Annotated in this window: 21 protein-coding genes; 10 read left to right on the forward strand and 11 right to left on the reverse strand. The window is 72.0% G+C overall.

The features are described from left to right. Positions 1–18 precede the first annotated feature (18 nt). From JOF44_RS02560 to JOF44_RS02570, 3 genes are all read right to left on the reverse strand, one after another. Positions 19–1,911, reverse strand: a complete 1,893-nt coding sequence (locus JOF44_RS02560; protein ID WP_209887002.1) for a glycoside hydrolase family 76 protein — start codon at positions 1,909–1,911, stop codon at positions 19–21. A gap of 155 nt (positions 1,912–2,066) precedes the next feature. Beyond that, positions 2,067–2,768 carry a response regulator gene (locus tag JOF44_RS02565; RefSeq protein ID WP_245348825.1) on the reverse strand — a complete coding sequence of 234 codons (702 nt, stop codon included), beginning with the start codon at positions 2,766–2,768 and terminating at the stop codon, positions 2,067–2,069. 67 nt (positions 2,769–2,835) lie between these two features. Next, positions 2,836–4,008, reverse strand: coding sequence for a sensor histidine kinase (locus JOF44_RS02570; protein WP_209887005.1), 1,173 nt, complete (start codon positions 4,006–4,008; stop codon positions 2,836–2,838). 220 nt (positions 4,009–4,228) lie between these two features. On the opposite strand from JOF44_RS02570, the gene JOF44_RS02575 reads away from it, so the two are divergent. Next, positions 4,229–4,891 (forward strand): DedA family protein, encoded by a 663-nt coding sequence (locus tag JOF44_RS02575; protein WP_209887009.1) that lies wholly within the window; start codon positions 4,229–4,231, stop codon positions 4,889–4,891. Here the strand turns inward: JOF44_RS02575 and dnaG are convergent. The 3 genes from dnaG to dusB are packed head-to-tail and all read right to left on the reverse strand — an operon-like array spanning position 4,833 to position 9,397. Further along, entirely contained in the window at positions 4,833–6,803 is a 1,971-nt protein-coding gene (dnaG, locus tag JOF44_RS02580) for a DNA primase (protein ID WP_209887012.1), read from the reverse strand. The genes JOF44_RS02575 and dnaG overlap by 59 nt on opposite strands. A 4-nt stretch (positions 6,804–6,807) precedes the next feature. After that, positions 6,808–8,181 carry a deoxyguanosinetriphosphate triphosphohydrolase gene (locus JOF44_RS02585; protein ID WP_209887014.1) on the reverse strand — a complete coding sequence of 458 codons (1,374 nt, stop codon included), beginning with the start codon at positions 8,179–8,181 and terminating at the stop codon, positions 6,808–6,810. A gap of 4 nt (positions 8,182–8,185) precedes the next feature. After that, positions 8,186–9,397, reverse strand: a complete 1,212-nt coding sequence (gene dusB, locus JOF44_RS02590) for a tRNA dihydrouridine synthase DusB (protein ID WP_209887015.1) — start codon at positions 9,395–9,397, stop codon at positions 8,186–8,188. A 170-nt stretch (positions 9,398–9,567) separates the two neighbouring features. On the opposite strand from dusB, the gene JOF44_RS02595 reads away from it, so the two are divergent. Both JOF44_RS02595 and JOF44_RS02600 read left to right on the forward strand, forming a co-directional pair. Further along, positions 9,568–11,634: a beta-galactosidase gene (locus JOF44_RS02595; protein ID WP_209887017.1), complete on the forward strand. Its 2,067-nt coding sequence runs from the start codon at positions 9,568–9,570 to the stop codon at positions 11,632–11,634. Positions 11,635–11,711: 77 nt separating this feature from the next. Then, positions 11,712–12,110 carry a helix-turn-helix domain-containing protein gene (locus tag JOF44_RS02600; protein WP_209887019.1) on the forward strand — a complete coding sequence of 133 codons (399 nt, stop codon included), beginning with the start codon at positions 11,712–11,714 and terminating at the stop codon, positions 12,108–12,110. On the opposite strand, the gene JOF44_RS02605 is transcribed toward JOF44_RS02600, so the two are convergent. The 3 genes from JOF44_RS02605 to JOF44_RS02615 form a co-directional block, all read right to left on the reverse strand. Then, the gene (locus JOF44_RS02605; protein ID WP_209887021.1) at positions 12,088–12,690 is read right to left on the reverse strand and encodes a ClpP family protease; all 603 of its coding nucleotides are present in this window, start codon (positions 12,688–12,690) and stop codon (positions 12,088–12,090) included. The genes JOF44_RS02600 and JOF44_RS02605 overlap by 23 nt on opposite strands. Next, positions 12,687–13,397, reverse strand: a complete 711-nt coding sequence (locus JOF44_RS02610) for a ClpP family protease (RefSeq protein ID WP_209887023.1) — start codon at positions 13,395–13,397, stop codon at positions 12,687–12,689. The genes JOF44_RS02605 and JOF44_RS02610 overlap by 4 nt, the downstream gene beginning before the upstream one ends. Positions 13,398–13,524: 127 nt before the next feature. After that, positions 13,525–14,916: a glycine--tRNA ligase gene (locus JOF44_RS02615; protein ID WP_342591643.1), complete on the reverse strand. Its 1,392-nt coding sequence runs from the start codon at positions 14,914–14,916 to the stop codon at positions 13,525–13,527. 136 nt (positions 14,917–15,052) lie between these two features. Between JOF44_RS02615 and JOF44_RS02620 the strand changes: the two genes are divergently transcribed. The 5 genes from JOF44_RS02620 (at position 15,053) to JOF44_RS02640 (ending at position 18,960) form a co-directional block, all read left to right on the forward strand. Then, complete coding sequence (locus JOF44_RS02620; RefSeq protein ID WP_245348826.1) at positions 15,053–16,048, forward strand: metal ABC transporter substrate-binding protein; 996 nt, start codon at positions 15,053–15,055, stop codon at positions 16,046–16,048. Then, positions 16,045–16,818, forward strand: a complete 774-nt coding sequence (locus JOF44_RS02625; RefSeq protein WP_209887029.1) for a metal ABC transporter ATP-binding protein — start codon at positions 16,045–16,047, stop codon at positions 16,816–16,818. Before JOF44_RS02620 ends, JOF44_RS02625 begins: the two co-directional genes overlap by 4 nt. Then, complete coding sequence (locus JOF44_RS02630; protein ID WP_209887032.1) at positions 16,815–17,726, forward strand: metal ABC transporter permease; 912 nt, start codon at positions 16,815–16,817, stop codon at positions 17,724–17,726. Before JOF44_RS02625 ends, JOF44_RS02630 begins: the two co-directional genes overlap by 4 nt. Before the next feature lie 143 nt (positions 17,727–17,869). After that, entirely contained in the window at positions 17,870–18,292 is a 423-nt protein-coding gene (locus JOF44_RS02635) for a Fur family transcriptional regulator (protein WP_209887036.1), read from the forward strand. Next, a complete protein-coding gene (locus JOF44_RS02640; RefSeq protein ID WP_245349125.1) occupies positions 18,292–18,960 on the forward strand; it encodes a DedA family protein in 669 nt (222 codons plus the stop codon). The genes JOF44_RS02635 and JOF44_RS02640 overlap by 1 nt, the downstream gene beginning before the upstream one ends. Here JOF44_RS02640 and JOF44_RS02645 read toward each other — a convergent pair. Continuing rightward, positions 18,881–19,693: an isoprenyl transferase gene (locus JOF44_RS02645; protein ID WP_209887039.1), complete on the reverse strand. Its 813-nt coding sequence runs from the start codon at positions 19,691–19,693 to the stop codon at positions 18,881–18,883. The two genes, JOF44_RS02640 and JOF44_RS02645, sit on opposite strands and share 80 nt — an antisense overlap. Positions 19,694–19,759: 66 nt before the next feature. Further along, positions 19,760–20,494, reverse strand: coding sequence for a DNA repair protein RecO (recO, locus tag JOF44_RS02650; protein WP_209887041.1), 735 nt, complete (start codon positions 20,492–20,494; stop codon positions 19,760–19,762). Between the two features lie 202 nt (positions 20,495–20,696). On the opposite strand from recO, the gene JOF44_RS02655 reads away from it, so the two are divergent. Both JOF44_RS02655 and JOF44_RS02660 read left to right on the forward strand, forming a co-directional pair. Next, positions 20,697–21,482 (forward strand): EcsC family protein, encoded by a 786-nt coding sequence (locus JOF44_RS02655; RefSeq protein ID WP_342591644.1) that lies wholly within the window; start codon positions 20,697–20,699, stop codon positions 21,480–21,482. 292 nt (positions 21,483–21,774) lie between these two features. Further along, positions 21,775–21,987 carry a hypothetical protein gene (locus JOF44_RS02660; RefSeq protein WP_209887044.1) on the forward strand — a complete coding sequence of 71 codons (213 nt, stop codon included), beginning with the start codon at positions 21,775–21,777 and terminating at the stop codon, positions 21,985–21,987. The last annotated feature ends 33 nt before the right edge of the window (positions 21,988–22,020 follow it).

A 22,020-nucleotide genomic window follows, 5' to 3' on the forward strand; every position in this document is an offset into this window, starting at 1 on the left:
TCCAGGGCGAGCACCCGCTCAGTCCGTCCCGTACTCAGCGCTCACGTGATGCACCTGCCCGCCCCAGCCGTCCTCGGGGAAGGCGTCGGACACCTTCAGATACACGTCCTGGTCCTCGCCCTCGAGATACGGCGTCAGGTCGACGATGTGATCGGCGCGGTTGGAGGCGTCCCGGATCGGCTCGTCCTCCGCCAGCACGCGGGTCCAGGTCCGCCCGTCGGCTCCCAGGTCCACCAGATACTGATTGCTGATCGTCACCGTGAGCTCACCCGACGTCGTCCCCGCCGGGAACGGGAAGCGGTAGACGAAGGAGCTGTCGCCGTCGGCGAACCGGCCGGGTTCGTCGGTGACGCCCGACCCGCCGGCGTCGAACAGCCACGGCGCGTCCTCGCTGGTCCCTGCGTCGAAGTCGATCGTGCGCGCCACCACCACCGCCGTCCGGGCGAGGAACTCCAGCCCGCCGGGGGCCCTCGCCGACACCGCGAGCAGATGGTTCCCGTCGGCCGCATCCGGCGGGACGGTCACCTGCACGGGGATGCGGGCGGTCACGGGCCGGCCGTCCGTCTCGGGCACGTCGAGCTGGACCTTCTGCTCGGTCTCGACCACCCAGCCGTCAGGCCCCTGCGCCGTCAGGTGCACGGGGACATGGCGGGCATGACGCGAGGTGACCGCGACCTGCAGCTCCACCTCGAGCTGCCGGGGCTCGCCGTCGGGCATCACCACCGGGACCGGCGCGAGGGAGGCGGACAGGGAGCGGTCCACGCCGCCGATCGGGACGTCGGCGATCAGCGCGCTGAGGGCGCTCGCCTGGGTGCGCCAGTCGAAGACGTTCGGGGACGCCTGCGTGCTCGCACCCGCCCAGCGCACCCCGAGCCGGTCGGCGATGGTCCGGTCCTGCTCCCAGATGGTCGCCGCCTGGGACGCGACGACGTCCCGGTACCGGTCATCGCCGGTGGTGTCGGCGAGGTCCATCAGGTAGCGCAGGAAGATGCCCTTGAACTGCTTGTGGTTGTCGTTGGTGGTCTCTCCCAGCACGTCGGTCCACTCGGTGAGGATCCCGTCGGCGAACAGAGCGCCCTCGGCCAGCGCCGAGTCCGCGACGTACCGGGCCTGCTCGAGCATCTGCGGGTCCCCGGTGGCGCGCCACAGCTCGAGGGGGGCGCCGACGGCCAGTCCCTGGTTGTAGGTGTAGACGTGGTCGCCGTTGTTCTCGCAGGCATCCGTCAGGCCGTCGTTGAGCAGGCCGTCCTCGTTGATCATCCCGCTGGCGAGGTACCAGTCCCATGCGATCTGGGAGCGCTCGAGCCACACCGTGTCTTCGGGGATGCGGTTGTGCAGCTCGGCCGTCAGGCGGATCCACTGCCCGTTGGTGACGGCGTTCTTGTAGGTGCGCTCCTCGTTCCACCAGATGCCGCCCCCGCAGGTGCTGGGGTCCCAGAAGTCGTTCATGAACTCGCCGATGGTCACGGCCATGTCCAGGTACTTCTGATCCTCGGTGAGGTCGTAGGTGGTGATCCAGGTCAGCGCCCACCAGCCCGAGTCGTCGATGGCCCGGCTGGTGAAGTTGCCGTACAGCTCGTCCCCGGACAGCTCCCCGGCGGGGAACGGGCCCTTGTTCCGCTCGAAGGTGTGGTCCAGCCGGCCGAGGTAGCGGCGGTCGCCGCTGCGCAGCATGTAGTCGCCGATGGTCTGGAGAGCGACCGCGGAGTTCCACCAGCTCGAGGGGAACCAGGCCTTGTTCTCGTCGTAGTCGTCCAGCAGGACGTCGGCGGCGACCCGCGCCCGCGCCAGCGCCTGCTCACCGCCGCTGTGCGGAGAGCCGGGTGGCGCCGCGTGCGCGACGGAGGCCGCCCCGAGCGCGGGCAGGGTGGCGGCTGACAGGGCGATGAGGGTGCGGCGGGACATGGTCATGGACGGGGCTCCCGATCGTGGCGCTCGGACGTCGAACGCGCTGGACGTGCCGTGAGCGCTCACGGACGCCGTCGAGCATGACATCGGTCACAGGAGGCGTCAATCGTCTGCCGCCCGCGCACGCCCATCCGGAGACCGACGGAGCGTCCGGTCCGCTACTGCTCGTCGAGGTACCGCAGCACGGCCCGCACCCGCCTGCTGGTCTGCTCGTCGCCGCTGAGCTCGAACTTGTCGAAGGTCGCGCTGATCGCCTTCTCGACGGTGGACAGCGAGAGGAACAGCCGCTCGGCGATCCCGCGGTTGGACAGGCCCTCGGCCATCGCTTCGAGCACCTCGACCTCGCGCGGCGTCAGCCGGCTGAGCACCTGGCGCTGTTCGGGACTGCGCAGCAGGGTCCGCACCACGGCCGGGTCGATGACGGTGCCGCCGGAGGCGACGGCGTGGACGGCGCCCAGGAAGCCGTCGATCTCGGTGATGCGGTCCTTGAGCAGGTACCCGATGCCGGGAGTGTCGGCGCCGAGCAGGTCGCTGGCGTACTCGCGGGCCACGTACTGGGAGAGCATCAGCACGCCGACGTCCGGGTGCTCCCGCTTGATCCGCAGCGCCGCGAGCAGTCCCTCGTTGGTGTGGGTGGGCGGCATGCGCACGTCGACGATGGCCAGCTGCGGCCGGTGACGGGCCACCTCCTGCAGCAGGGTCTCCCCGTCGCCGACGGAGGCGAGCACCTCGATGCCCTCGTCGACCAGGAGGCTGCGCACGCCCTCGCGCAGCAGCACGGCGTCGTCGGCGAGGACGACGCGCAGCGGCGGCGTGCTCGCACCGGGGTCCTCAGGACGGGGCACGGAATTCTCCCTCATGTCGGGCTCACTGCGGTCGCTCTCCCTCGGGTCGGGCGTGCTCACGCCGGGTTCCGTCATGCCGGGCTCAGTCACGGGGGATCTCCGCGGTGATGGTGGTCGGTCCGCCGAGCGGGCTGTCCACGCTCACGCTACCGTCCAGCGCCGCCACCCGCCGGGCGAGGCCCTGCAGCCCCCCGCCCTCGGGGTCCGCGCCCCCGATGCCGTCGTCGGTGACCGTCAGCCGGAGCAGCTCGCGGTCGGCCTCCTCGATCGTGACCAGGGTGAGGTCCACCCGGGAGGCGCCGGCGTGCTTGACGACGTTGGTCACCGCCTCGCGAGCCACGAAGTAGGCGGCCGATTCGACGGCCTGCGGAAGCTCGTCCTCGAGGCGGAGGTCGAGATGCACCGGCACCGGGCTGGTCTCGGCGACCCCGTCCAGCGCCGAGGCCAGACCGTGCTCGTCCAGGGCCGTGGGATAGATCCGCCAGGCCACCTGCCGCACCTCCTCGATGAGGGACTGGGACTGGGTGTGGGCCTGGTCCAGCAGCGCGGCGGAGCGCTCCGGGTCGCCGGCGCGGCGGGCGCGGGCGAGGGTCACCGAGAGGGACACGACGTTCTGCTGGACCCCGTCGTGCAGGTCGCGTTCGATGCGCCGACGCTCGTCGTCGATGGCGACCACCACCCCGCGCCGGGTGGTCAGCAGACGGCTGATGCGGCTGTCCATCGCGTCGGCGCGCACCACGGAGGTCCACCGGCGCAGCAGCGTGGTCTGCAGCCAGACGACGAACTCGGCGTACAGCGCGGCGGCCAGCAGGCTCGAGGTGCCGAAGATCAGCAGCACGGCCGGAGCGGGACGGCTGATCGCCCACAGATCGAACTCGATGATCACCGCACTGCCGTAGAGGGACTGGACGAGACTGCCGAGCACCACGGCGGCGACCAGCATCAGCAGGTCCCCCATCACGTATCCCAGCACGCCGGCGAGGGTGCCGTGCAGGAGGGACCGTCGGCCTCCGAGGAAGCTCCCGCCCGAGTCCTCAAGCTGCAGGCGGTAGGCCCAGCCCAGCCGAGCCAGCTCCCAGCGGCGCACGCGGCGGAACGGGCCGCGCCAGCGCACCAGCTGCAGCAGCGCGGTCAGCACCAGCAGCGGCCCCACCAGCAGACCCAGCAATGCCCCGGCGACATGGCGCAGCGAGCGGCGCGCGAGCCGGGTGGGCTCGCGGGGCAGCTGGTGACCGGAGAGGTCGGGAAGGCGCATGGGGACTCCAGGACGGGAGGGGACGACGCCGCTCGGCGTCGCCTGCAAGCTACCAAGGCCTCCGCGGCGGGGGCAGGGGGCAGCCCTCAGCGGGCGTTACGGGTTTCCGTACGAGGGCCGCCGGTTCCCCGCCGCGGGCGGAGGGCCCGCCCCGTTCTGCCGCCGCCTGTGGCTCCGTAGCGTCGTCGGCGACGTATCACCCACCTTTGGAGATCCCCTCATGGACGCCGTGCTGCAGCTGGCCGAGACCCTGCTGGCCTCCCCCTGGCTCTACCTGCTCGTGATCGTCCTGACCCTGGTCGACGGCGTGCTGCCCGTGGTCCCGGCCGAGACCGTCGTGCTCACGACGGCCGCCTACGCCGTCACCGGCCAGCCCGACGCTCTGCCGCTGCTGGCGGCCGCCTGGCTCGGAGCTGTCGCCGGGGACGTGACCGCTCACCACATCGGCCGCGGTGCCGGTCCCCTCGCGCGCTGGGCCCGTCGGCGCCGCGCGATCGGTTCGCTGCTGGGATGGGCCGAGAAGGAGCTCATGGCGCGGGGCGGGATGCTCATCATCTCGGCGCGGTTCATCCCCGGCGGACGCACCGCCACCACCGTGGCCTCCGGGGTGATCGGCTACCCGCGCCGGCGCTTCGTGCTGTTCGCCGCGATCGCCGCGGCGGCCTGGGCCCTCTACTACGTCGGCATCGGGATGCTGGGCGGCCTCGCCTTCCGCGATCAGCCGCTGATCGGGGTGGCGCTCGGGATCGGCATGGCGCTCGCCGTCGGCGGGACGATCGAGGCGGTGCGGGCACTGCGCCGTCGACGCCGCCGTGGCGCGGACGTCAGTCGTCCGCGGCCCGCAGAGCGCGTCGCTTGTCCTGTACCTGCGCGAGGCGCGTGAGGATCTCCTGGTACCGCTCCGGGTCCGACGGGTCGGTGCGCTGCAGGCGCTGCTTGAGCACCGAGTACTCCCGGGTGATGGACAGCTCGGTGAGCCGATCCAGCAGGGAGCCCGCCAGTCTCTGCAGCCCGGCCTCGTCCCGGGCGGGCAGGTCGAGGTTCGCGATCTCCACGATCAGCGGACGCACCGTCTCCCCGGCGATCTCGAGGACCTGCTCGAGGTACCTCGCCGGGTGCAGTGTGCCGATCACGGCGTCGAGCAGGGTGCCGGCGGCCAGCATCACGTCCCACACCCCCTGCAGGGACGGCACGTGGAAGGCATCGTCCGGCAGCGCGGCGACCTGGTCGGTCTGCAGCAGCTGGGGAGCCTGCATCATCACGGCCAGGGACTGGGTCTCGACCTGGCCGACGGGATCGCGGGGGCTGACCACGTCCGCCAGCCGTGCCGGAGCGATGAGTCCGGGCTCCTCCGGGGGCTCCCCCGCCGGGGCGGTTCGCTGCGTGGACAGCCGCTCCTCAGGCCCCGGGGCGGGCCGGGCATTGCTGCGGGCGGCGTCGTGCACGGCGCGCAGCACGGTGCGCTCGTCCATGCCCAGCCAGCCCGACAGCCGCCGGGCGTACTCGGGGCGCATCGCGCGGTCGCGGATGCGGGCCACCACCGGGGCGGCCATCCGCAGCCCGGCGACCTGGCCCTCGACGGTGTCGAGGTCCACCTGGGCGATGGCGGAGCGGATCGCGAACTCGAACAGCGGTTTGCGGGAATCGATCAGGTCGACCACCGCCTGGTCGCCCTGCGTGATCCGCAGATCGCAGGGATCCATGCCGCCCGCTTCGACGGCCACGTAGGTCTGGGCGACGAACCGCTGGTCCTCCTCGAAGGCGCGCAGGGCGGCCTTCTGCCCGGCCTCGTCGCCGTCGAAGGTGAACACGACCTCGCCGCCCAGGCCGCGCCCGTCGGTGTTCAGCCGCAGCCCGGCATTGGGGTTCGAGTCGCCCATCACGCGGCGGACGATCTTGACGTGCTCGGAGCCGAAGGCGGTGCCGCAGGAGGCCACCGCGGTGGGGACCCCGGCCAGGTGCGCGGCCATCACGTCGGTGTATCCCTCGACGACGACCACGCGGCGCTCGGCGGCGATGTCCTTGCGCGCCAGGTCCAGGCCGTACAGCACGGTGGACTTGTGGTAGATCGCGGTCTCGGGGGTGTTGAGGTACTTGGGGCCCTTGTCGGACTCCAGCAGGCGCCGTGCCCCGAAGCCGATGGTGTTGCCGGTGATGTCGCGGATCGGCCAGATCAGCCGGCCGCGGAAGCGGTCGTAGACTCCGCGCTGGCCCTGCGAGACGATCCCGCTGGCGGTCAGCTCCTCCTCGGTGAAGCCCCGCTTGCGCAGCACGTTCGTGATCGAGTCCCAGCCCTCGGGGGCGAAGCCCACGCCGAAGCGCTCGGCGGCGGCCCGGTCGAAGCCGCGCTCGGCGAGGAAGCGGCGGCCGATCTCGGCCCCCGGGGTGTCGAGCTGCTCGCGGTAGTACTCCTCCGCGATCGCGTGCGCATCCAGCAGGCGGCGCCGGGTGCCGAAGTCGGGGCGCTCCCCGCGGCCGCCACCGGAATCCTCGTAGGTCAGCTGGACGCCGTAGCGGCCGGCCAGCAGCTCGACCGCCTCGACGAAGCTGAGGTGGTTGATCTTCTGGACGAAGGAGATGACGTCCCCGCCCTCGCCGCAGCCGAAGCAGTGCCAGTGGCCCAGCTGGGGGCGGATGTTGAACGAGGGGGTCTTCTCGTCGTGGAAGGGGCAGAGCCCCTTCATCGAGCCGATGCCGGCGGTGCGCAGGGTGACGTGCTCGGAGACGACCTCGTCCAGGCGCGAACGCTCCCGCACGAGGTCGACGTCGCTGCGTCGGATCAGTCCCTGGGCCATCGGCTCACAGCTCCGATCCGAGGCCGGGCAGCGGGGTGTCCGCGGCGGTGAGGTGGGTGATCTCGCGGTCGAACAGCACCTCGTGCAGCCGGCGCGCGGTGACGTCGGTGTAGGAGGCGATCTGGTCGACGATCACCCGGCGCCTCGCGGTGTCGTCGGCGGCCGCCTCCCACAGCTCGGCGAACAGCGGGCTGAGGTACTGAGTGCCGGTGTTCCACAGGCGCGAGAACAGGTCGTGGATGATCTCCTCCTGCGCCTCGTACACCGGCTGCTGCGAGGCGGAGGACATGACGTAGGCGGCGGCCAGGCCCTTGAGCACCGCGATCTCGAGATGGGTCTGCTCGGGCACCACCATGTCGCCGCCGTAGCGGGAGATCGGCCCCTCGCCGTGGGCGGCGCGGGTCGCGGTGATCGCGGAGCGGGTGAAGCGCCCGATCAGCTGGCTGGCCATGTTCTTCAGGGCCGCGGCGGAGCGCATCGACCCGGTGAAGGAGCGCAGCCAGCTGGGGTCCGCCTCGAGGCGCTGCAGCGCGGCATCGAGCGCGTCGATCGACTCGCCGGGCATGTACCAGTCCTGGACCACGTACAGCGCCGCGGCGCGCTCCATCGGGTCCTGGAGCTCGGCGAGGTCCAGGGTGAGTCCGGTGATCGCGTCCTCGATGTCGTGGACCGAATAGGCGATGTCGTCGGCCAGATCCATCACCTGCGCCTCGAAGCACCGGCGCCCGGGCACGGCCCCCTCGCGGGCCCAGCGGTAGACGTCGAGGTCGTCGGCGTAGGCGCCGAACTTGGTCGAGGTCGGATCCGGGCCGTCCCCCCGGGTCCACGGGTACTTGATCGCCGCGTCGACGCTCGCGCGGGTGAGGTTCAGCCCGAAGGGCCGCTGGTCACCGAGGACCTTCGGCTCGAGTCGGGTCAGCAGACGCAGTGTCTGGGCGTTGCCCTCGAAGCCGCCGATGTCGGAGGCCAGGGCGTCGAGCACCTTCTCGCCGTTGTGCCCGAAGGGCGGGTGCCCGAGGTCGTGGGAGAGGCAGGCGGCATCGACCACATCGGGGTCGCAGCCGAGCTCGAGACCGATGTCGCGGCCCACCTGGGCGACCTCGAGGGAGTGCGTCAACCGGGTGCGGACGAAGTCGTTCGCGCCGGCGCCGAGCACCTGCGTCTTGGCCCCCAGCCGGCGCAGCGCCGAGGAGTGCAGCACCCGGGCCCGGTCCCGCTGGAAGGGGGTGCGGGCCTGGGACTTCGGGGGCTCGGCCGCCCAGCGCTCGAGGTCGGCGGTGGTGTAGCCGACCGGCGGAGCGGCGACGTGGCCGACGAGGGCGGCCCCGTCGGCGGAGGAGGTGCTCTCGGCGGAGGCGGTGCTGTCGGTGGGGCGCATCGGCTCAGCCCCCCGACGTGTCGAGCTCGGCCTCGTGGAGGCGGGCGGCGTGATCGGGGTCGAGCTCTCGGGTGTCCATCCAGCCCTCGGGCACCATGGCGCGCTTGGGGGTGCCGGCCCGGCCGCGGGGCCCCTCGACCGCTGCTCCCGGGTAGGGGCTGGACAGGTCGAGCTCGGCGAGCTTGGCGTCGAGGTCCGTGAGGGACTCCATCGTGGCGAGGCGATGGCGCAGGTCCCCGCCGACGGGGTAGCCCTTGAAGTACCAGGAGACGTGCTTGCGCAGGTCACGCAGGGCGCGCCCCTCGTCCTCGTAGAACTCGACCAGGAGCTCGGCGTGGCGGCGCAGGGTCTGCGCGACCTCCCCCATGGAGGGCCGGATCCGGTCCGGCTTCCCGGCGAAGCCCGCGGCGAGGTCGGCGAACAGCCAGGGTCGCCCCTGGCAGCCGCGGCCGACGACGACGCCGTCGCAGCCGGTCTGCTCCATCATCTCCAATGCGTCCTCGGCGGACCAGATGTCGCCGTTGCCGAGCACCGGGATGTCGGTGACCAGCTCCTTGAGGTCGGTGATGGCCGACCAGCGGGCCTGGCCGGAGTAGTGCTGGACGACGGTGCGGCCGTGCAGGGCGATCGCGCTCGCGCCGACCTCCTGGGCGATCAGCCCGGCGTCGCGGTAGGTCTGGTGATCGTCGTCGATGCCGATGCGGGTCTTGACGGTCACCGGCACCTCGTCCCCGGCCGCCTCGACCGCGGCGCGCACGATCGAGGTGAACAGCTCCGTCTTCCAGGGCAGCACGCCGCCGCCCCCGCGGCGGGTGACCTTGGGGACCGGGCAGCCGAAGTTGAGGTCGATGTGATCGACGACGTCGCGCTCGCGCAGCATCTGCACGGCGCGGCGGACGGTGGCGGGGTCCACCCCGTACAGCTGCACGGAGCGGGGCGTCTCCCGCTCCCCCATGGTGACCATCCGCCAGGACTCCCGGTGGTCCTCCACCAGCGCGCGGGTGGTGACCATCTCGGAGACGTACAGGCCGCCGTCGTCCTGGCTGTGCAGGGCACCGAACTCGCGGCACAGCAGGCGGAACGCCATGTTGGTGATCCCGGCCATCGGTGCGAGCACCACCGGGGTGTCGACCGTGCGGGGGCCGATCGTCAGGGTGCGTCGACTCGCGCCGTCGGGGACGGCGACGGGGGCGGGTGCGGCGTCGAGGGTGGTCATCGGCTCGATTGTCCCACCTGGCCCCGTCATCCGGGAGAGGCATCGGGGGTGATGTGCATCGAGAGGGCTGGGGAGGACGGCCTGCTACTTTGTTGCGCAGGTGAATGAACTCGGTCCCGAGCCGGCGAGGCTGCGAGGAACCGCCCCTGCCCACCCGTCCCGGAGCTGCGATGCCGTCCCTGCCCTACACCCCCGCCCAGCTGCTCTTCGGCGGCGACTACAACCCCGAGCAGTGGCCTCGCGAGATCTGGCGCGAGGACATCGAGCTGATGCGGCGCGCCCGCGTCAACACGGTCACGCTCGGGGTGTTCTCCTGGTCCCGCCTCGAGCCCTCCGAGGGCGTCTACGAGCTGGGCTGGCTGGACGAGGCGATCGAGCTGCTCACGGCGGCCGGGATCGGGTTCTTCCTGTCCACCCCCACCGCCTCGCCGCCGCCGTGGTTCACCCTCGCCCACCCCGACGCGATGCCGGTGCGGCCCGACGGCACGGTGCTCAGCCACGGTTCGCGGGACACCTACGCGATCAGTGCCCCCGCCTACCGCGAGGCCGCCCGGCGGATCGCCCGTGTGCTCGCCGAGCACTACGGGGATCATCCCGGACTGCGCGGCTGGCACGTGCACAACGAGTACGGCACCCTCGACCACGGCCCGCACGCCGCCGTCGCCTTCCGGCGCTGGCTGCGCGCGCGCTACGGCACCCTCGAGGAGCTGAACGAGGCGTGGACGACGGCGTTCTGGTCCCAGCGCTACGGCTCCTTCGAGCAGATCCTCCCGCCCCGGGCGACCCAGTACCTGGACAACCCCGCCCACGCCGTGGACTTCCGCCGCTTCTGCTCCGACGAGATGCTCGCGGCGATGTGCGAGCAGCGGGACCAGATCCGCGCCGCCGGGTCGTCGGCCCCGATCACCACCAACTTCATGCTGGCCTCCTGGAACCATCTCGAGCAGTGGGCCTGGGCCGAGGAGCTCGACGTGGTCTCGATCGACCACTACCTCGACACCCCGGGGGCCGACGGGGAGGCCCACGTGGCCTACGGCGCCGACCTCACCCGGTCCTGGGCGGGCGGGCCGTGGGTGCTGATGGAGCAGAACGCGCGCGGCATCATCACGGCCGACCGCACCCACGCGAAGACCCCGGACCGGATGATCCGCAACGCCCTGGGCTATATCGCCCGCGGCTCGCAGTCCGCGCTGTTCTTCCAGTGGCGCGCCTCGGCCGGCGGCGCCGAGCAGTGGCACGGGGCCCTGGTGCCCCACGCGGGCGGTCAGGACGAGCAGTTCGAGCCCGTGGTCGAGCTGGGGCGCATCCTCGAGGCGATCAGCGAGGTCACCCGCCCTCCCGCCGAGGGGGTGCTGAACCCGGCCGAGGTCGGGATCCTGTGGCACGCGGACTCCTGGTGGACCCTGGAGACCCCGTCCATGCCGCACGACTCCCTGACCTATCGCGACGAGGTGCGCTCCGCCCACCGCTCCTTCTGGCGCGCCGGGATCGCGACGGACTTCGTGCGCCCCGGCGGCGACGCCGGCAGGTACCGGCTGCTGGTGGTGCCGGCGCTCATCGTCGTCACCGAACAGACCGCGGTGTGGCTGCGGGAGTACGTCGAGGCCGGCGGTCACCTGGTCGTCACGTATCTCTCGGGGCTGACCGACGAGCACCAGCGGGTGGGCCTCGGCGGATACCCGGCCCTCCTGCGCGATCTGCTGGGGGTCACGGTCACCCAGCACCTGCCGCTGGGCGAGGGTGAGCAGGGGGTGCTGTCCGACGGGTCCGCGGTCACGCAGTGGGCGGAACGGGTCCGGGTCCGCGGCGCGGAGGTGCTGGCCGCCTACGAGGACGGGCCGGGTGCCGGCTCGCCCGCCATCACGCGGAACCTCCGCGGCGCCGGACGCGCCGTCTATCTCTCCGCGCACCTGGAGCAGGACTCCTGCGACGCCTTCCTCCTCGCCCAGGCGCAGGCCGCCGGCGTCTCCCCGGTCGTCCCCGGCGCGGCCGCCCTCGGCGTGGAGGCCGTGCGCCGACGCAGCGCCGAGGCCGACCATCTGTTCCTCCTGCACCACGGCCGCGAGGACGTCGTGGTGCGGGGCACGGGCGTCGACCTGGTGACCGGGACGGACCTCGGTCAGGGGTCGGACCTCATCGGCGGGAAGGATTCGGCCGACGGGCTGCACCTCGCCGCGGGCGGCGTCGCCGTGATCCGGGTGTCGCGGGGAGCCGAGGTCGAGCTCGCCGCGCGCTGAGCGAGCTGCGTCGACGGATCCTTCCGCTCACAGCAGAGCGCACTGTCAGGTGCCGGGCCCGGGCGTAGCCTCAGGCCATGACTGGGCATCTGGAGCCGTTGCTGCGCGAGCTGGTGGGCGCGGTGCTCCGCGACGAGCGCCGACGACAGGGCCGCACGCTGGCCCTGGTCGCCCAGGCGGCGGGCATCAGCATGCAGCATCTCTCGGACGTCGAACGCGGACGCAAGGATCCTTCCTCCGAGCTGCTCGCCGCGATCACCGGTGCCCTGGGCGTCAGCGTCCCGCAGCTCCTGCTCCGTGCCGCCGACGATGCTCCGCTGCCCACGGAGGTCACGGAGCTCCCGGCGGTCCTCGAACTGACCTCCGTCGGCGGTCCCCGCAGCCCTCGACGCTCTTCCGGCGGCGAGGTGTCGCTCGCCGCCCGGGGCCTGCCGGACACCGCCCGACCCGGGCTCACCCTGCTGTCCGCCGCCTGATCAGCACCTCGTCGGCCAGGCCGTACGCAACGGCCTGCTCGGCATCCAGCACCTGCTCGCGCTCCAGATCGCGTCGCACCTGCTCCAGGGAGCGGCCCGAGTGCCGGGCGATCAGCGCCTCGAGGGCCCGACGGATGCGCTGCACCTCCTCGGTGGCCAGGATCAGATCCGGCACCGCGCCGCGGCCCTGGGCCTCCAGCGGATGCAGCACCACGCGGGTGTGCGGCAGCACGGCGCGCATCCCCGGGGTGCCGGCCGCGAGCAGCACGACGGGTGCCGCGACCGCCTGGCCGACGCAGGTGACGGCGACCGCGCTGCGCACGTAGGTGAGCGTGTCGTAGATGGCGAGAACGGCCTGGGCGTCGCCGCCGCTGGAGTTGAGGTAGAGCCGGATCGGGGCGTCGGCCACATCGTTCTCCAGGTGCAGGATCTGGGCGATCACGGTGTTGGCGACCCCGTCGTCGATGGGGGTGCCGACGTAGACGATGCGATCCGAGAGCAGCCGCGAGAAGACGTCGGCGCTGCGCTCGAGACCGGTGTGGGTGCGTTCGATGACGCTGGGGATCGTGTAGCTGCTCATCGGGGGTCTCCTGAGGGGTTCTCGTCGCGGGCGGGCGGGGCGCTGGTCAGTCCGAGCGAGGGCACCCCGCGGGGAGCGGTCCCGTAGGGCAGGACCTCGTCCAGCGAGGTGACGACGCGATCGCAGAAGCCGTACTCGACGGCCCCCGCGGCATCCCACATGCGGTCGCGGTCGGAGTCGCGGGCGATGGTCTCCTCGCTCTGCCCGGTGCGCTCGGCGGTCAGGCGGATCAGCAGGTCACGGTTGTGTCGCAGGTCCTCGGCCTGCAGCTCGATGTCGGCGGCGCTGCCCCCGAAACCGGCCGAGCCCTGGTGCATGAGCACCCGACCGTGCGGGAGGATCAGGCGCTTGCCGGGCGTGCCGTGGGTGAGCAGGAACTGTCCGGCGCTGTAGGCCATGCCCAGCGCCACGGTCCGCACGTCGCAGGGCACCAGGTCCATGAGATCCCCGATGGCGAGCATGGCCGGCACCAGGCCGCCCGGGGAGTTGATGAGCACGGTGATGTCGCGCCGGGGGTCCTCGGCGGCCAGCATCAGCAGCTGGGCGCTGAGGCGTGCCCCGTTGTCCTGATCGAGCTCCCGGTCCAGCAGCAGGATCCGGTGGTGGAGCAGGCCGGTGGCGGTGAGCGCGGCGAGCCCGTCGGGGGTCGGAGCGTCGGGCGAGCTGTCGAGGCGGGGTGGGGACGGAGGTGTCGTCGTCGGTGTCATGTCCCCACACTCGACCTGTCCCGCTCCGAACGGGGCGTTCTCCGTCCAGCGCTGATCAGCGCTGAGCAGAGCGGGCCCGGGTCAGGACCCGGCGAGACGGCAACGGGCGGCGGTGACCCCGTCGGCCTCAGGCGCCGAGGAGGCGGGCGGCGAGGTAGGACTCGACCTGGTCCAGGGCCACGCGCTCCTGGGCCATGGTGTCCCGCTCGCGGATCGTCACGGCCTGGTCCTCCGCGGTGTCGAAGTCGACCGTGATGCAGAACGGGGTGCCGATCTCGTCCTGGCGGCGGTAGCGCCGACCGATCGCCTGCGTGGCGTCCATCTCCACATTCCAGTGCGTGCGCAGCTGATCGGCGAGCTGGGTGGCGCGCGGGACCAGGTCCTCGCTCTTGGACAGCGGCAGCACCGCGGCCTTCACGGGAGCCAGACGCGGGTCGAGCTTCAGCACGGTGCGCTTGTCGACGCCGCCCTTGGTGTTGGGGGCCTCGTCCTCGGTGTAGGCGTCGACCAGGAACGCCATCATCGAGCGGGTCAGTCCGAAGCTCGGCTCGATCACGTAGGGGGTGTAGCGCTCGCCGGAGGCCTGGTCGAAGTACTGCATCTTCGTCCCGGAGGCCTCGGTGTGGCTGCCGAGGTCGAAATCCGTGCGGTTGGCGATGCCCATGAGCTCGCCCCAGTCGCTGCCCTGGAAGCCGAAGCGGTACTCGAAGTCGATGGTGCCGGTGCTGTAGTGCGCGCGCTCGTCCTCGGGGACGTCGAACCGACGCAGATTGTCCGGGTTCATGCCCAGGTCGATGAACCAGTTCCAGCAGGACTCCACCCAGTTCGAGAAGTGCTCGTCCGCGTCCGCTGGCGGGGTGAAGAACTCGATCTCCATCTGCTCGAACTCGCGGGTGCGGAAGATGAAGTTGCCGGGGGTGATCTCGTTGCGGAACGCCTTGCCGACCTGGCCGATGCCGAACGGGGGCTTCTGGCGCGTCGCGGTGACGACGTTGAGGAAGTTCACGAAGATGCCCTGCGCGGTCTCGGGCCGCAGGTAGGTCAGGCCGGCCTCGGTGTCCACCGGGCCGAGGAACGTCTTGATCAGGCCGGAGAACTGCTGCGGATCGGTGAAATCGCCGCGCGTGCCGCAGTTGGGGCAGGGCACCTCGGCCAGCCCGCCCTCGGGGTCGCGACCCTTCTTCGCCTGGAACGCCTCGATCAGGTGATCCTCGCGGAAGCGGTTGTGGCAGCTGCGGCACTCCACCAGCGGGTCGGTGAAGGTCGCGACGTGGCCGGACGCCTCCCAGACCCGCTTGGGCAGGATGATCGAGGAGTCCAGGCCGACCATGTCGGCGCGGGAGGTGACGAAGGTGCGCCACCACTGGCGCTTGATGTTCTCCTTGAGCTCCACCCCGAGCGGTCCGTAGTCCCAGGCGGAACGGGTACCGCCGTAGATCTCACCGGCCGGGAACACGAAGCCGCGCTTCTTGGTCAGAGCGATGACGTTGTCCAGCGTGCTGGCGGGGGCCTTGGCCACGGGGGGACTCCTGGTGACGGGGTGGTCGGAACCCGTCCAGCATAGCGACGGCGTCGCTGTGACGGTGCCCACGCGCACCCGCCCCACGGGGCCCGTCGACTTGCATGCACCCTGGGCACTGGTGAGAATGATTGTCATGTCGTTGATGCCCGGCCCCTCGCGCCGCTCCCTGCTCACCCTCGCCGGTGTCGGAGCCGGTGCCATCGTGCTCTCCGCCTGCGGTGACGGGGGCGGCGGCGGCACCGGGTCCGGGGACGCACTCACCGTCGTGACCTCGAACTATCCGCTGAGCTATGTCGTCGACCGCGTCGGCGGAGATCGGGTGGAGGTCACCGACCTCGCCACTCCGGGGGCGGACGCCCATGGGCTCGAGCTGTCCGTGAAGCAGGTGATGGCGGTCCAGGAAGCAGCACTGGTGCTGCAGATCCCGCGCTACCAGGCGGCGCTGGACGATGCGATCTCCTCGGGTCCTGCGGACAACGTGCTGGATGTCTCCTCGATCATCGAGATGCTCCCGGCCGACGGCGGCGACGAGCACGGCCATGACGAGCACGCGCACGCCTCGGACGGCGGGGACGCGGAGCACGCCGACGAAGAGCACTCAGGCCATGACCACGGCCCCACCGACCCGCACTTCTGGCACGACCCGCTGCGCCTGGCCGAGGTGGCCGATGCGCTGGCCGCCCGGCTCGGAGAGATCGACCCCGAGGGGGCGGAGGCCTTCACCGCCGCGGCGGCCGAGGTCCGCTCCGATCTCGAGGCGCTCGATGCCGAGCTGGACGAACAGTTCGACACCGTCGACGGTGACCGGACATTCATCACCAGCCACGCCGCCTACGCCTACCTCGCCGCCCGCTACGACCTGCACCAGGTCGGCATCGCCGGGGTGGACCCGGAGACCGAGCCGTCGCCGCGGCGGCTGCTCGAGCTCGAGCAGGTCATCGACGAGGAGGGGGTCACCACGATCTTCTTCGAGACCACGGCGTCCCCGAAAGTCGCCCAGACCCTCGCGGAGAACGTCGGCGTCGACAGCGCGGAGCTGGACAATCTCGAGACACGGCTGGACGAGGATGCCGACTACCCTGCCGTGATGCGGAACAACTGCCAGAAGCTGCTGGAGAGCTGGGCATGAGCGCCCCCATCGCCCCTCCCGCCCCCGTCCTCGAGGTCTCCTCCCTCGCCGTCGCCCGGGGCGGCGCCCGCGTGCTGCACGAGGTCGACCTGCGGATCCAGCCCGGCGAGCTGGTCGCCCTGCTCGGGGCCAACGGCTCCGGCAAGTCCACCCTGCTGCGCGCCGTCGTCGGGGTGCTGCCCATCGAGGCGGGCACCGCGCGGCTGTTCGGGCAGAGCGTGAACCGCTCCCGCGCCCACGACCGCCTCGGCTATGTCCCCCAGGACTCGATCGAGGGCGGCTCGATCCCCGCCACGGCTCGCGAGACCGTCGCCGGCGGTCTGCTCGGCTCCCGGTCCTGGTTCCCCCGCACCCGTGATCCGCGCGTGCTGCAGGCGCTGGCCGACGTCGGCCTCGAGGACCTCGCCGGGCGCCCCGTGACCCGCATGTCCGGGGGGCAGCGCCGTCGCGTGATGATCGCCCGCGCCCTGGTGCGCGATCCGGAGTTCCTGGTGCTGGACGAGCCCTTCTCCGGCGTCGACCTGCCCACCCAGCGCCTCATCGCCGAGCTCTTCCGCGAGCTCTCCGCCCGCGGCACCACCATCTTGGTGGTCCTGCACGGGACCGGCCCGCTGGCCGGCGACATCGGGAGAGTCGTGGTCCTGGACCGCGGGCGCGTCGTCCACGACGGCGCCGAGACCGATCGCCCCCACCTCGACCCCGGCCACGACCATCTCGAGGACGCGGCCCCGCTGGACGAATGCCTCGGACAGGAGATCCACCCCGCATGATCTCCCCCCTCGACATCCTCACCTCCGACCTGATGCGGTATCCGCTGATCATCGCGGTGCTGATCGGGCTGACCGCTCCCGTGGTCGGCACCTACCTGGTCCAGAAGCGACTCTCCCTGCTCGGCGACGGCCTCGGCCACGTGGCCCTGACGGGTGTGGCCGTCGGCTGGCTGGTCGGCGCCTGGACCACCGCCAGCCCGGCGGACCTGCTCGCGATCCCGGGAGCGCTGGCCGCGTCCGTGATCGGCGCGGTGGCGATCGAGTACGTCCGCGAGGTCAGCCACACCAGCCGCGACGTGGCGCTGGCGATCATGTTCTACGGCGGCATCGCGGGCGGCGTGGTGATCATCCAGCTCGCCGGCGGGACCTCCCAGAATCTCATGGGCTACCTCTTCGGCTCGCTGTCCACGGTGACCGCCCCCGACCTGGTCATCGCCGTCGTGCTCGCGGTGGTCGTGCTCGGGATCGGGATCGGCCTGAGCAGTCTGCTGTCCGCCGTCACCGGGGACGAGGAGTTCGCCCGCGCCTCCGGACTGCCCGTCCGAGCCGTCAACGTGCTGATCGCCGTGATGGCGGCGCTGACGGTGACCCTCTCGATGCGGATCGTCGGCGCGCTCATGGTCTCGGCGCTGATGATCGTCCCGGTCGCCGCCGCGCAGCAGCTCGTGGTCGGCTTCGTCCGCACGATGCGCACGGCAATGGTGATCGCCGTCTTCTGCGCGCTGGGCGGATTGCTGGTCACGGTCTACGTGGACCTGCCGCCCGGCGGCGTGATCGTGCTGCTGTCGATCGCCGTGTACGTGCTGGCGATGCTCGCCCGCGCCGTGCTCCCGAGCCCCGGATCCGCTGCGATCGGCGAGGGCGGGCCCGGCCCCGTCGCCGAGCGGGACGCGGCGCGCAGCCGCTGAGCGGGAGGGGGACGCAGCCGCTGACCGGGAGTCGGGACGCCGCCGAGCGGGGAGCGGGAGCCGCCGGGCACGCCCCCGCGCACCCCGCGTCGATCACCTCACGAGGGATGGAGGTCCCGACCGCCATGCAGGACAATGGCCCCATGCAACGGAACACCCGCCAGCGCGCCGCGATCCTCGAGACGCTGTCCCGGCAGGACGATTTCCGCAGCGCCCAGCAGATCCACGAGCAGATGAAGGCCGACGGCGAGACCGTCGGCCTGGCCACCGTGTACCGCAACCTCCAGGCGCTGAGCACCTCGGGGCGGCTGGACGTGCTGGTCGCCGGCGACGGCGAATCCCTGTACCGCCAGTGCGAGGACACCGGCCATCATCACCACCTGGTGTGCCGCGAGTGCGGCCGCACGGTCGAGTTCCTCGCCCCCAAGCTCGAGAGCGCCATGACCTCGATCGCGCAGGAGCACGGGTTCACCGACGTCGACCACACGCTCGAGGTCTTCGGGCTGTGCACCGAGCACGCCGGGACCGGGCATCCCGACGCCGCAGAGGGCTCTTCGTCGCGATGATGGAGTGGGTGCAGTCGCTGCCGCTGCTGCCGGCTGTCGGCTTCCTGTACGTGGTGATCTGGCTGCGCGCCGGTGCCACCTACGCTCTGGGGCGCGCGGCGCGTCGGGCCGCCCGACGCGGCCAGGTCGCGGCATTCCTGGAATCCCCGCGCGTCCAGCGGGCGACCGAGATCGTCCATCGCTGGGGCGCGCCCGTGGTGGCTCTCAGCTTCCTGACCGTCGGATTCCAGACCGCCGCCAACGCCGCGGCCGGCCTCACCGGGATGCCGCTGAAGCGGTATCTCCCGGCCCTCGCGCTCGGCGGGCTGGCCTGGGCCGTCATCTACGCGACGATCGGCCTGGTGGCCTTCGCCGCCTGGTTCGAACTGTTCCTGCGCTCCCCCTGGGCCGCCGTCGCGGTGCTCGCCCTGGCCGTGGTGCTGATCGCCGTGCTGCTGCGTCACCGGCGCCGCAGCGGAGGCGTGCTCGCGGCGCAGGACGAGAACGACGACGAGGACGCCGAGAAGACCTCCCCCGCCGCGGAGGTGCCGTCCTCGGACGAGGCGAGCGTCGACCGCGCCCCGGACGTCGGCGCGTCGGCCGATCCGGTCAGTCGACGTCCAGCGCGTCCTGACCCGGGGCATCGATCGCGCCCCCGTACCGACGATCACGGCGCGCATACTCGGTGACCGCTCGCCAGAGCACCACGCGGTCCACGTCCGGCCACAGCTCGGGCACGAACACCAGCTCCGCATAGGCCGCCTGCCACAGCAGGAAGTTCGAGGTGCGCTGCTCCCCGCTGGTGCGCAGGAACAGGTCGACATCCGGCATGTCAGGATCACTCAGATGCTTCGCGAGACTCTTCTCGGTGATCCCGCGGCCGCTGATCCGCCCGGCCCGGGCCTCCTCCGCGATCTCGCGGACCGCATCGACGATCTCGGCGCGACCGCCGTGGTTCACGCACATGTACAGCGTCATGGCCGTGTTGGTCCGGGTGAGCTGCTCGGCCTCCTTCAGCTCCTTGATCACCGAGCTCCACAGTCGCTGCTCGCGGCCGATCCACACGATCCGCACGCCCCAGGAGTTCAGGGTGTCGCGCTGGCGGCGCAGCACCCGTCGGGAGAAGCCCATCAGGAACCGCACCTCCTCCGGGGAGCGCTTCCAGTTCTCGGTGGAGAAGGCGTACGCCGACAGGTGCGTGACGCCGATCTGCAGCGCGCCGGCGACGACGTCCAGCAGCGCGGCCTCCCCCGCCTCGTGGCCCGCGGTGCGGGGCAGTCCGCGCCGGTTCGCCCAGCGGCCGTTGCCGTCCATCACCACGGCGACGTGCCCGGGGATCGTGGGGGCGGGAAGCTGCGGCGGCCGGGCACCGCTGGGGTGGTCGAAGGGCTCCTCGTAGCCGTGCGCGGATCCTCCGCTCATGCGTGTCCTCCTGGGTCGGGTGCGAGGCGCTCTCGGGGGTCGACGTGGCTCGGGGGTCGACGTGGCTCAGCGTTCGACGTAGCTCAGCGAGCGCACGGAGCGCTCGAGGTGCCAGGTCACGGTATCGGCGATGAGGCGGCCCGCCTCCTGCATGATGGTCTCGTCGGCATCGACCACATTGTCCCAGTCCCCGGCGAGCAGGAAGATCATGTGCTCGATCGTCCCCTGGCGCACAGCGGTCGCGCCGGGCCGTCGGCAGGAGGTGCACACCAGCCCGCCGGCGCGGATGTCCAGGGCGTGGTGCGGTCCGGGCGCGCCACAGGTGGCGCAGACCTGCAGTTCGGGTGCCCAGCCGGAGACGGCGAGGGTGCGCAGCAGGAAGGAGTCCAGCACCAGGGGTGGGGCGATGCGGCCCTCGGCCATGGCGCGCAGGGCGCCCACCAGCATGAGGAAACCGCGCTGGTTGGGGTCGACGACCTCGTCGGTGAGGCGGTCGGTGGTCTCGAGCATCGCGCTGGCGGCGGTGTAGCGGCCGTAGTCGGCGCAGATGCCGACGGCGAAGGCCTCGATGGCGACCACCTGGGTGACGGTGTGCAGGTTGCGGCCGGCATGGAGCTGGACGTCGACGAGGCTGAACGGTTCCAGGCGGGCGCCGTAGCGGCTGCCGGTGCGCCGGACGCCCTTGGCCACCGCGCGGACCTTGCCGTGGCGGCGGGTCAGCAGCGTGATGATGCGGTCGGCCTCGCCCAGCGGGTGGGTGCGCAGGACGATCGCGTCGTCCCGGTAGAGCTTCTGCATCATGGTCCCTCGAGCCTACGACCGCGCCCGCTCCCGCCGCCGGAGGTCGGGGCGGTGTCGGCCGCGAGGTCCCTCACGGCCACGAGGTGCGCGCGCCCCGACGGCGCCGGCCGGAGAGCCCGAGCGCCCGAGAGCCCCAAGACCCGTGCGCCGTCAGGAGCCGCCGCACCGAACGGTCGAGCCCGGGCGCGGCAGGGTCCGACCCGTGCATGATGGGGGTATCATCCGTCGGCTGCGGCCGACGGCCACCGATCCGGAGGGAGGCGCCATGGGGATCCTCGGGATGCTGCGCCGCGACGACAGGACCACGGATACCGCCCGCGAGGCGCTGCAGGAGGCCCGGCGCACGAAGGGCTCCGACCCGTCCGACGGCGGCGCCCTGCAGCGCCTGGTCGAGACCTTCCGCGATCTGGGCCTCGACGGGAAGCTGGCATACTCCTCGGCCCAGGACGTCGCGCGGCGGGCTCAACGGGGACGGGCCCGCAAGCGACCCGAGAAGGCGATCCGTCGCCTGGTGCGCAAGCATCGTCGTGGTGTGACCGTGGCGGGTTTCCTCACCGGTCTCGGCGGCATCTTCACGCTGCCGATCCTGCTGCCCACGAACGTCGTCGAGTTCTACGTGCAGTCCACCCGGATGGTCGGCGCGATCGCCGTGGTGCGGGGCTACGACCTGGACGACGAGGAGATCCGCGTGCGGGTGCTGGCCGCCCTGCTCGGGGAGGAGTCCGGGGACGTGCTGAAGAACATCGGTCTCGGACCGGTGGCGGGCGCCGCGACGCGCACCGTGGCCCGGCGCCTGCCCACGAGCACCGAATCGGCGGTGGCCAGTGCGATCGGGGGCCGGATGCTGCGGAAGTTCGGCCTGCGCTCGGTGCGTCTGTTCGGCAAGGCGATCCCGGGTCTGGGCGGTGTGCTCGGGGCGATCTCGGACCGCCGCCAGCTGGCGAAGATCGCGAAGGCGGCGAAGGCTGGGTTCCCGGCGGTGCGCTGACACGCCGCTGACCCGCCGCGCTGATTCAGCGTTCGGCGGCGCCTGATCGGCCTCTGCCCGGCCGCCGTGCCACGGCGCACCGGCCGCGGAACGGCGGCACCGCCCCGTGGTCGGGGTGGGCTGCGGGCGATAGGTCCCGGAAATCGGCCGTGCAGCCGCGCGCGCCCAGAGCACGTACGACGTCATCCCGGCGACCAATCCGATTCCGCTTTCGCTGCGAACCACTCCGTCGCCGCGGGAAAGACCTCGCGGTGTCAGACACCGTCTCGCACCATCCCAGGAGTCACCGATCATGACCCAGCGCACCCGACGCCTCGCCGTCACCACCGCCGCCCTCTCCCTCGCGGGGATCACTCTGGCCGCCCCGGTGGCGGGCGCCGCCGAGACCCCCTCCGCCACGAGCAGTTCCGGATCCTCGCTGGTCCAGGGCCCTGTCATCGACGGGCCGCTCGTGAGCATCGACGGGCTGGTGGAGACCCTGCAGCTGGGCCAGTTCCAGCAGTAGCTCCCCGGCGCGCCGCCAGCCCACCCGTCGCCG

It is taken from the genome of Brachybacterium fresconis (genome assembly GCF_017876515.1).
Classification (GTDB): Bacteria; Actinomycetota; Actinomycetes; order Actinomycetales; family Dermabacteraceae; genus Brachybacterium; species Brachybacterium fresconis.

What these genes read in the sequence shown, in the direction of transcription:
- JOF44_RS02560 (WP_209887002.1), bottom strand. Translation starts at nt 1,911, where the DNA reads ATGACCATGTCCCGCCGCACCCTCATCGCCCTGTCAGCCGCCACCCTG.
- JOF44_RS02565 (WP_245348825.1), bottom strand. Translation starts at nt 2,768, where the DNA reads ATGAGGGAGAATTCCGTGCCCCGTCCTGAGGACCCCGGTGCGAGCACG.
- JOF44_RS02570 (WP_209887005.1), bottom strand. Translation starts at nt 4,008, where the DNA reads ATGCGCCTTCCCGACCTCTCCGGTCACCAGCTGCCCCGCGAGCCCACC.
- JOF44_RS02575 (WP_209887009.1), top strand. Translation starts at nt 4,229, where the DNA reads ATGGACGCCGTGCTGCAGCTGGCCGAGACCCTGCTGGCCTCCCCCTGG.
- dnaG (WP_209887012.1), bottom strand. Translation starts at nt 6,803, where the DNA reads ATGGCCCAGGGACTGATCCGACGCAGCGACGTCGACCTCGTGCGGGAG.
- JOF44_RS02585 (WP_209887014.1), bottom strand. Translation starts at nt 8,181, where the DNA reads ATGCGCCCCACCGACAGCACCGCCTCCGCCGAGAGCACCTCCTCCGCC.
- dusB (WP_209887015.1), bottom strand. Translation starts at nt 9,397, where the DNA reads ATGACCACCCTCGACGCCGCACCCGCCCCCGTCGCCGTCCCCGACGGC.
- JOF44_RS02595 (WP_209887017.1), top strand. Translation starts at nt 9,568, where the DNA reads ATGCCGTCCCTGCCCTACACCCCCGCCCAGCTGCTCTTCGGCGGCGAC.
- JOF44_RS02600 (WP_209887019.1), top strand. Translation starts at nt 11,712, where the DNA reads ATGACTGGGCATCTGGAGCCGTTGCTGCGCGAGCTGGTGGGCGCGGTG.
- JOF44_RS02605 (WP_209887021.1), bottom strand. Translation starts at nt 12,690, where the DNA reads ATGAGCAGCTACACGATCCCCAGCGTCATCGAACGCACCCACACCGGT.
- JOF44_RS02610 (WP_209887023.1), bottom strand. Translation starts at nt 13,397, where the DNA reads ATGACACCGACGACGACACCTCCGTCCCCACCCCGCCTCGACAGCTCG.
- JOF44_RS02620 (WP_245348826.1), top strand. Translation starts at nt 15,053, where the DNA reads ATGTCGTTGATGCCCGGCCCCTCGCGCCGCTCCCTGCTCACCCTCGCC.
- JOF44_RS02625 (WP_209887029.1), top strand. Translation starts at nt 16,045, where the DNA reads ATGAGCGCCCCCATCGCCCCTCCCGCCCCCGTCCTCGAGGTCTCCTCC.
- JOF44_RS02630 (WP_209887032.1), top strand. Translation starts at nt 16,815, where the DNA reads ATGATCTCCCCCCTCGACATCCTCACCTCCGACCTGATGCGGTATCCG.
- JOF44_RS02635 (WP_209887036.1), top strand. Translation starts at nt 17,870, where the DNA reads ATGCAACGGAACACCCGCCAGCGCGCCGCGATCCTCGAGACGCTGTCC.
- JOF44_RS02640 (WP_245349125.1), top strand. Translation starts at nt 18,292, where the DNA reads ATGGAGTGGGTGCAGTCGCTGCCGCTGCTGCCGGCTGTCGGCTTCCTG.
- JOF44_RS02645 (WP_209887039.1), bottom strand. Translation starts at nt 19,693, where the DNA reads ATGAGCGGAGGATCCGCGCACGGCTACGAGGAGCCCTTCGACCACCCC.
- recO (WP_209887041.1), bottom strand. Translation starts at nt 20,494, where the DNA reads ATGATGCAGAAGCTCTACCGGGACGACGCGATCGTCCTGCGCACCCAC.
- JOF44_RS02660 (WP_209887044.1), top strand. Translation starts at nt 21,775, where the DNA reads ATGACCCAGCGCACCCGACGCCTCGCCGTCACCACCGCCGCCCTCTCC.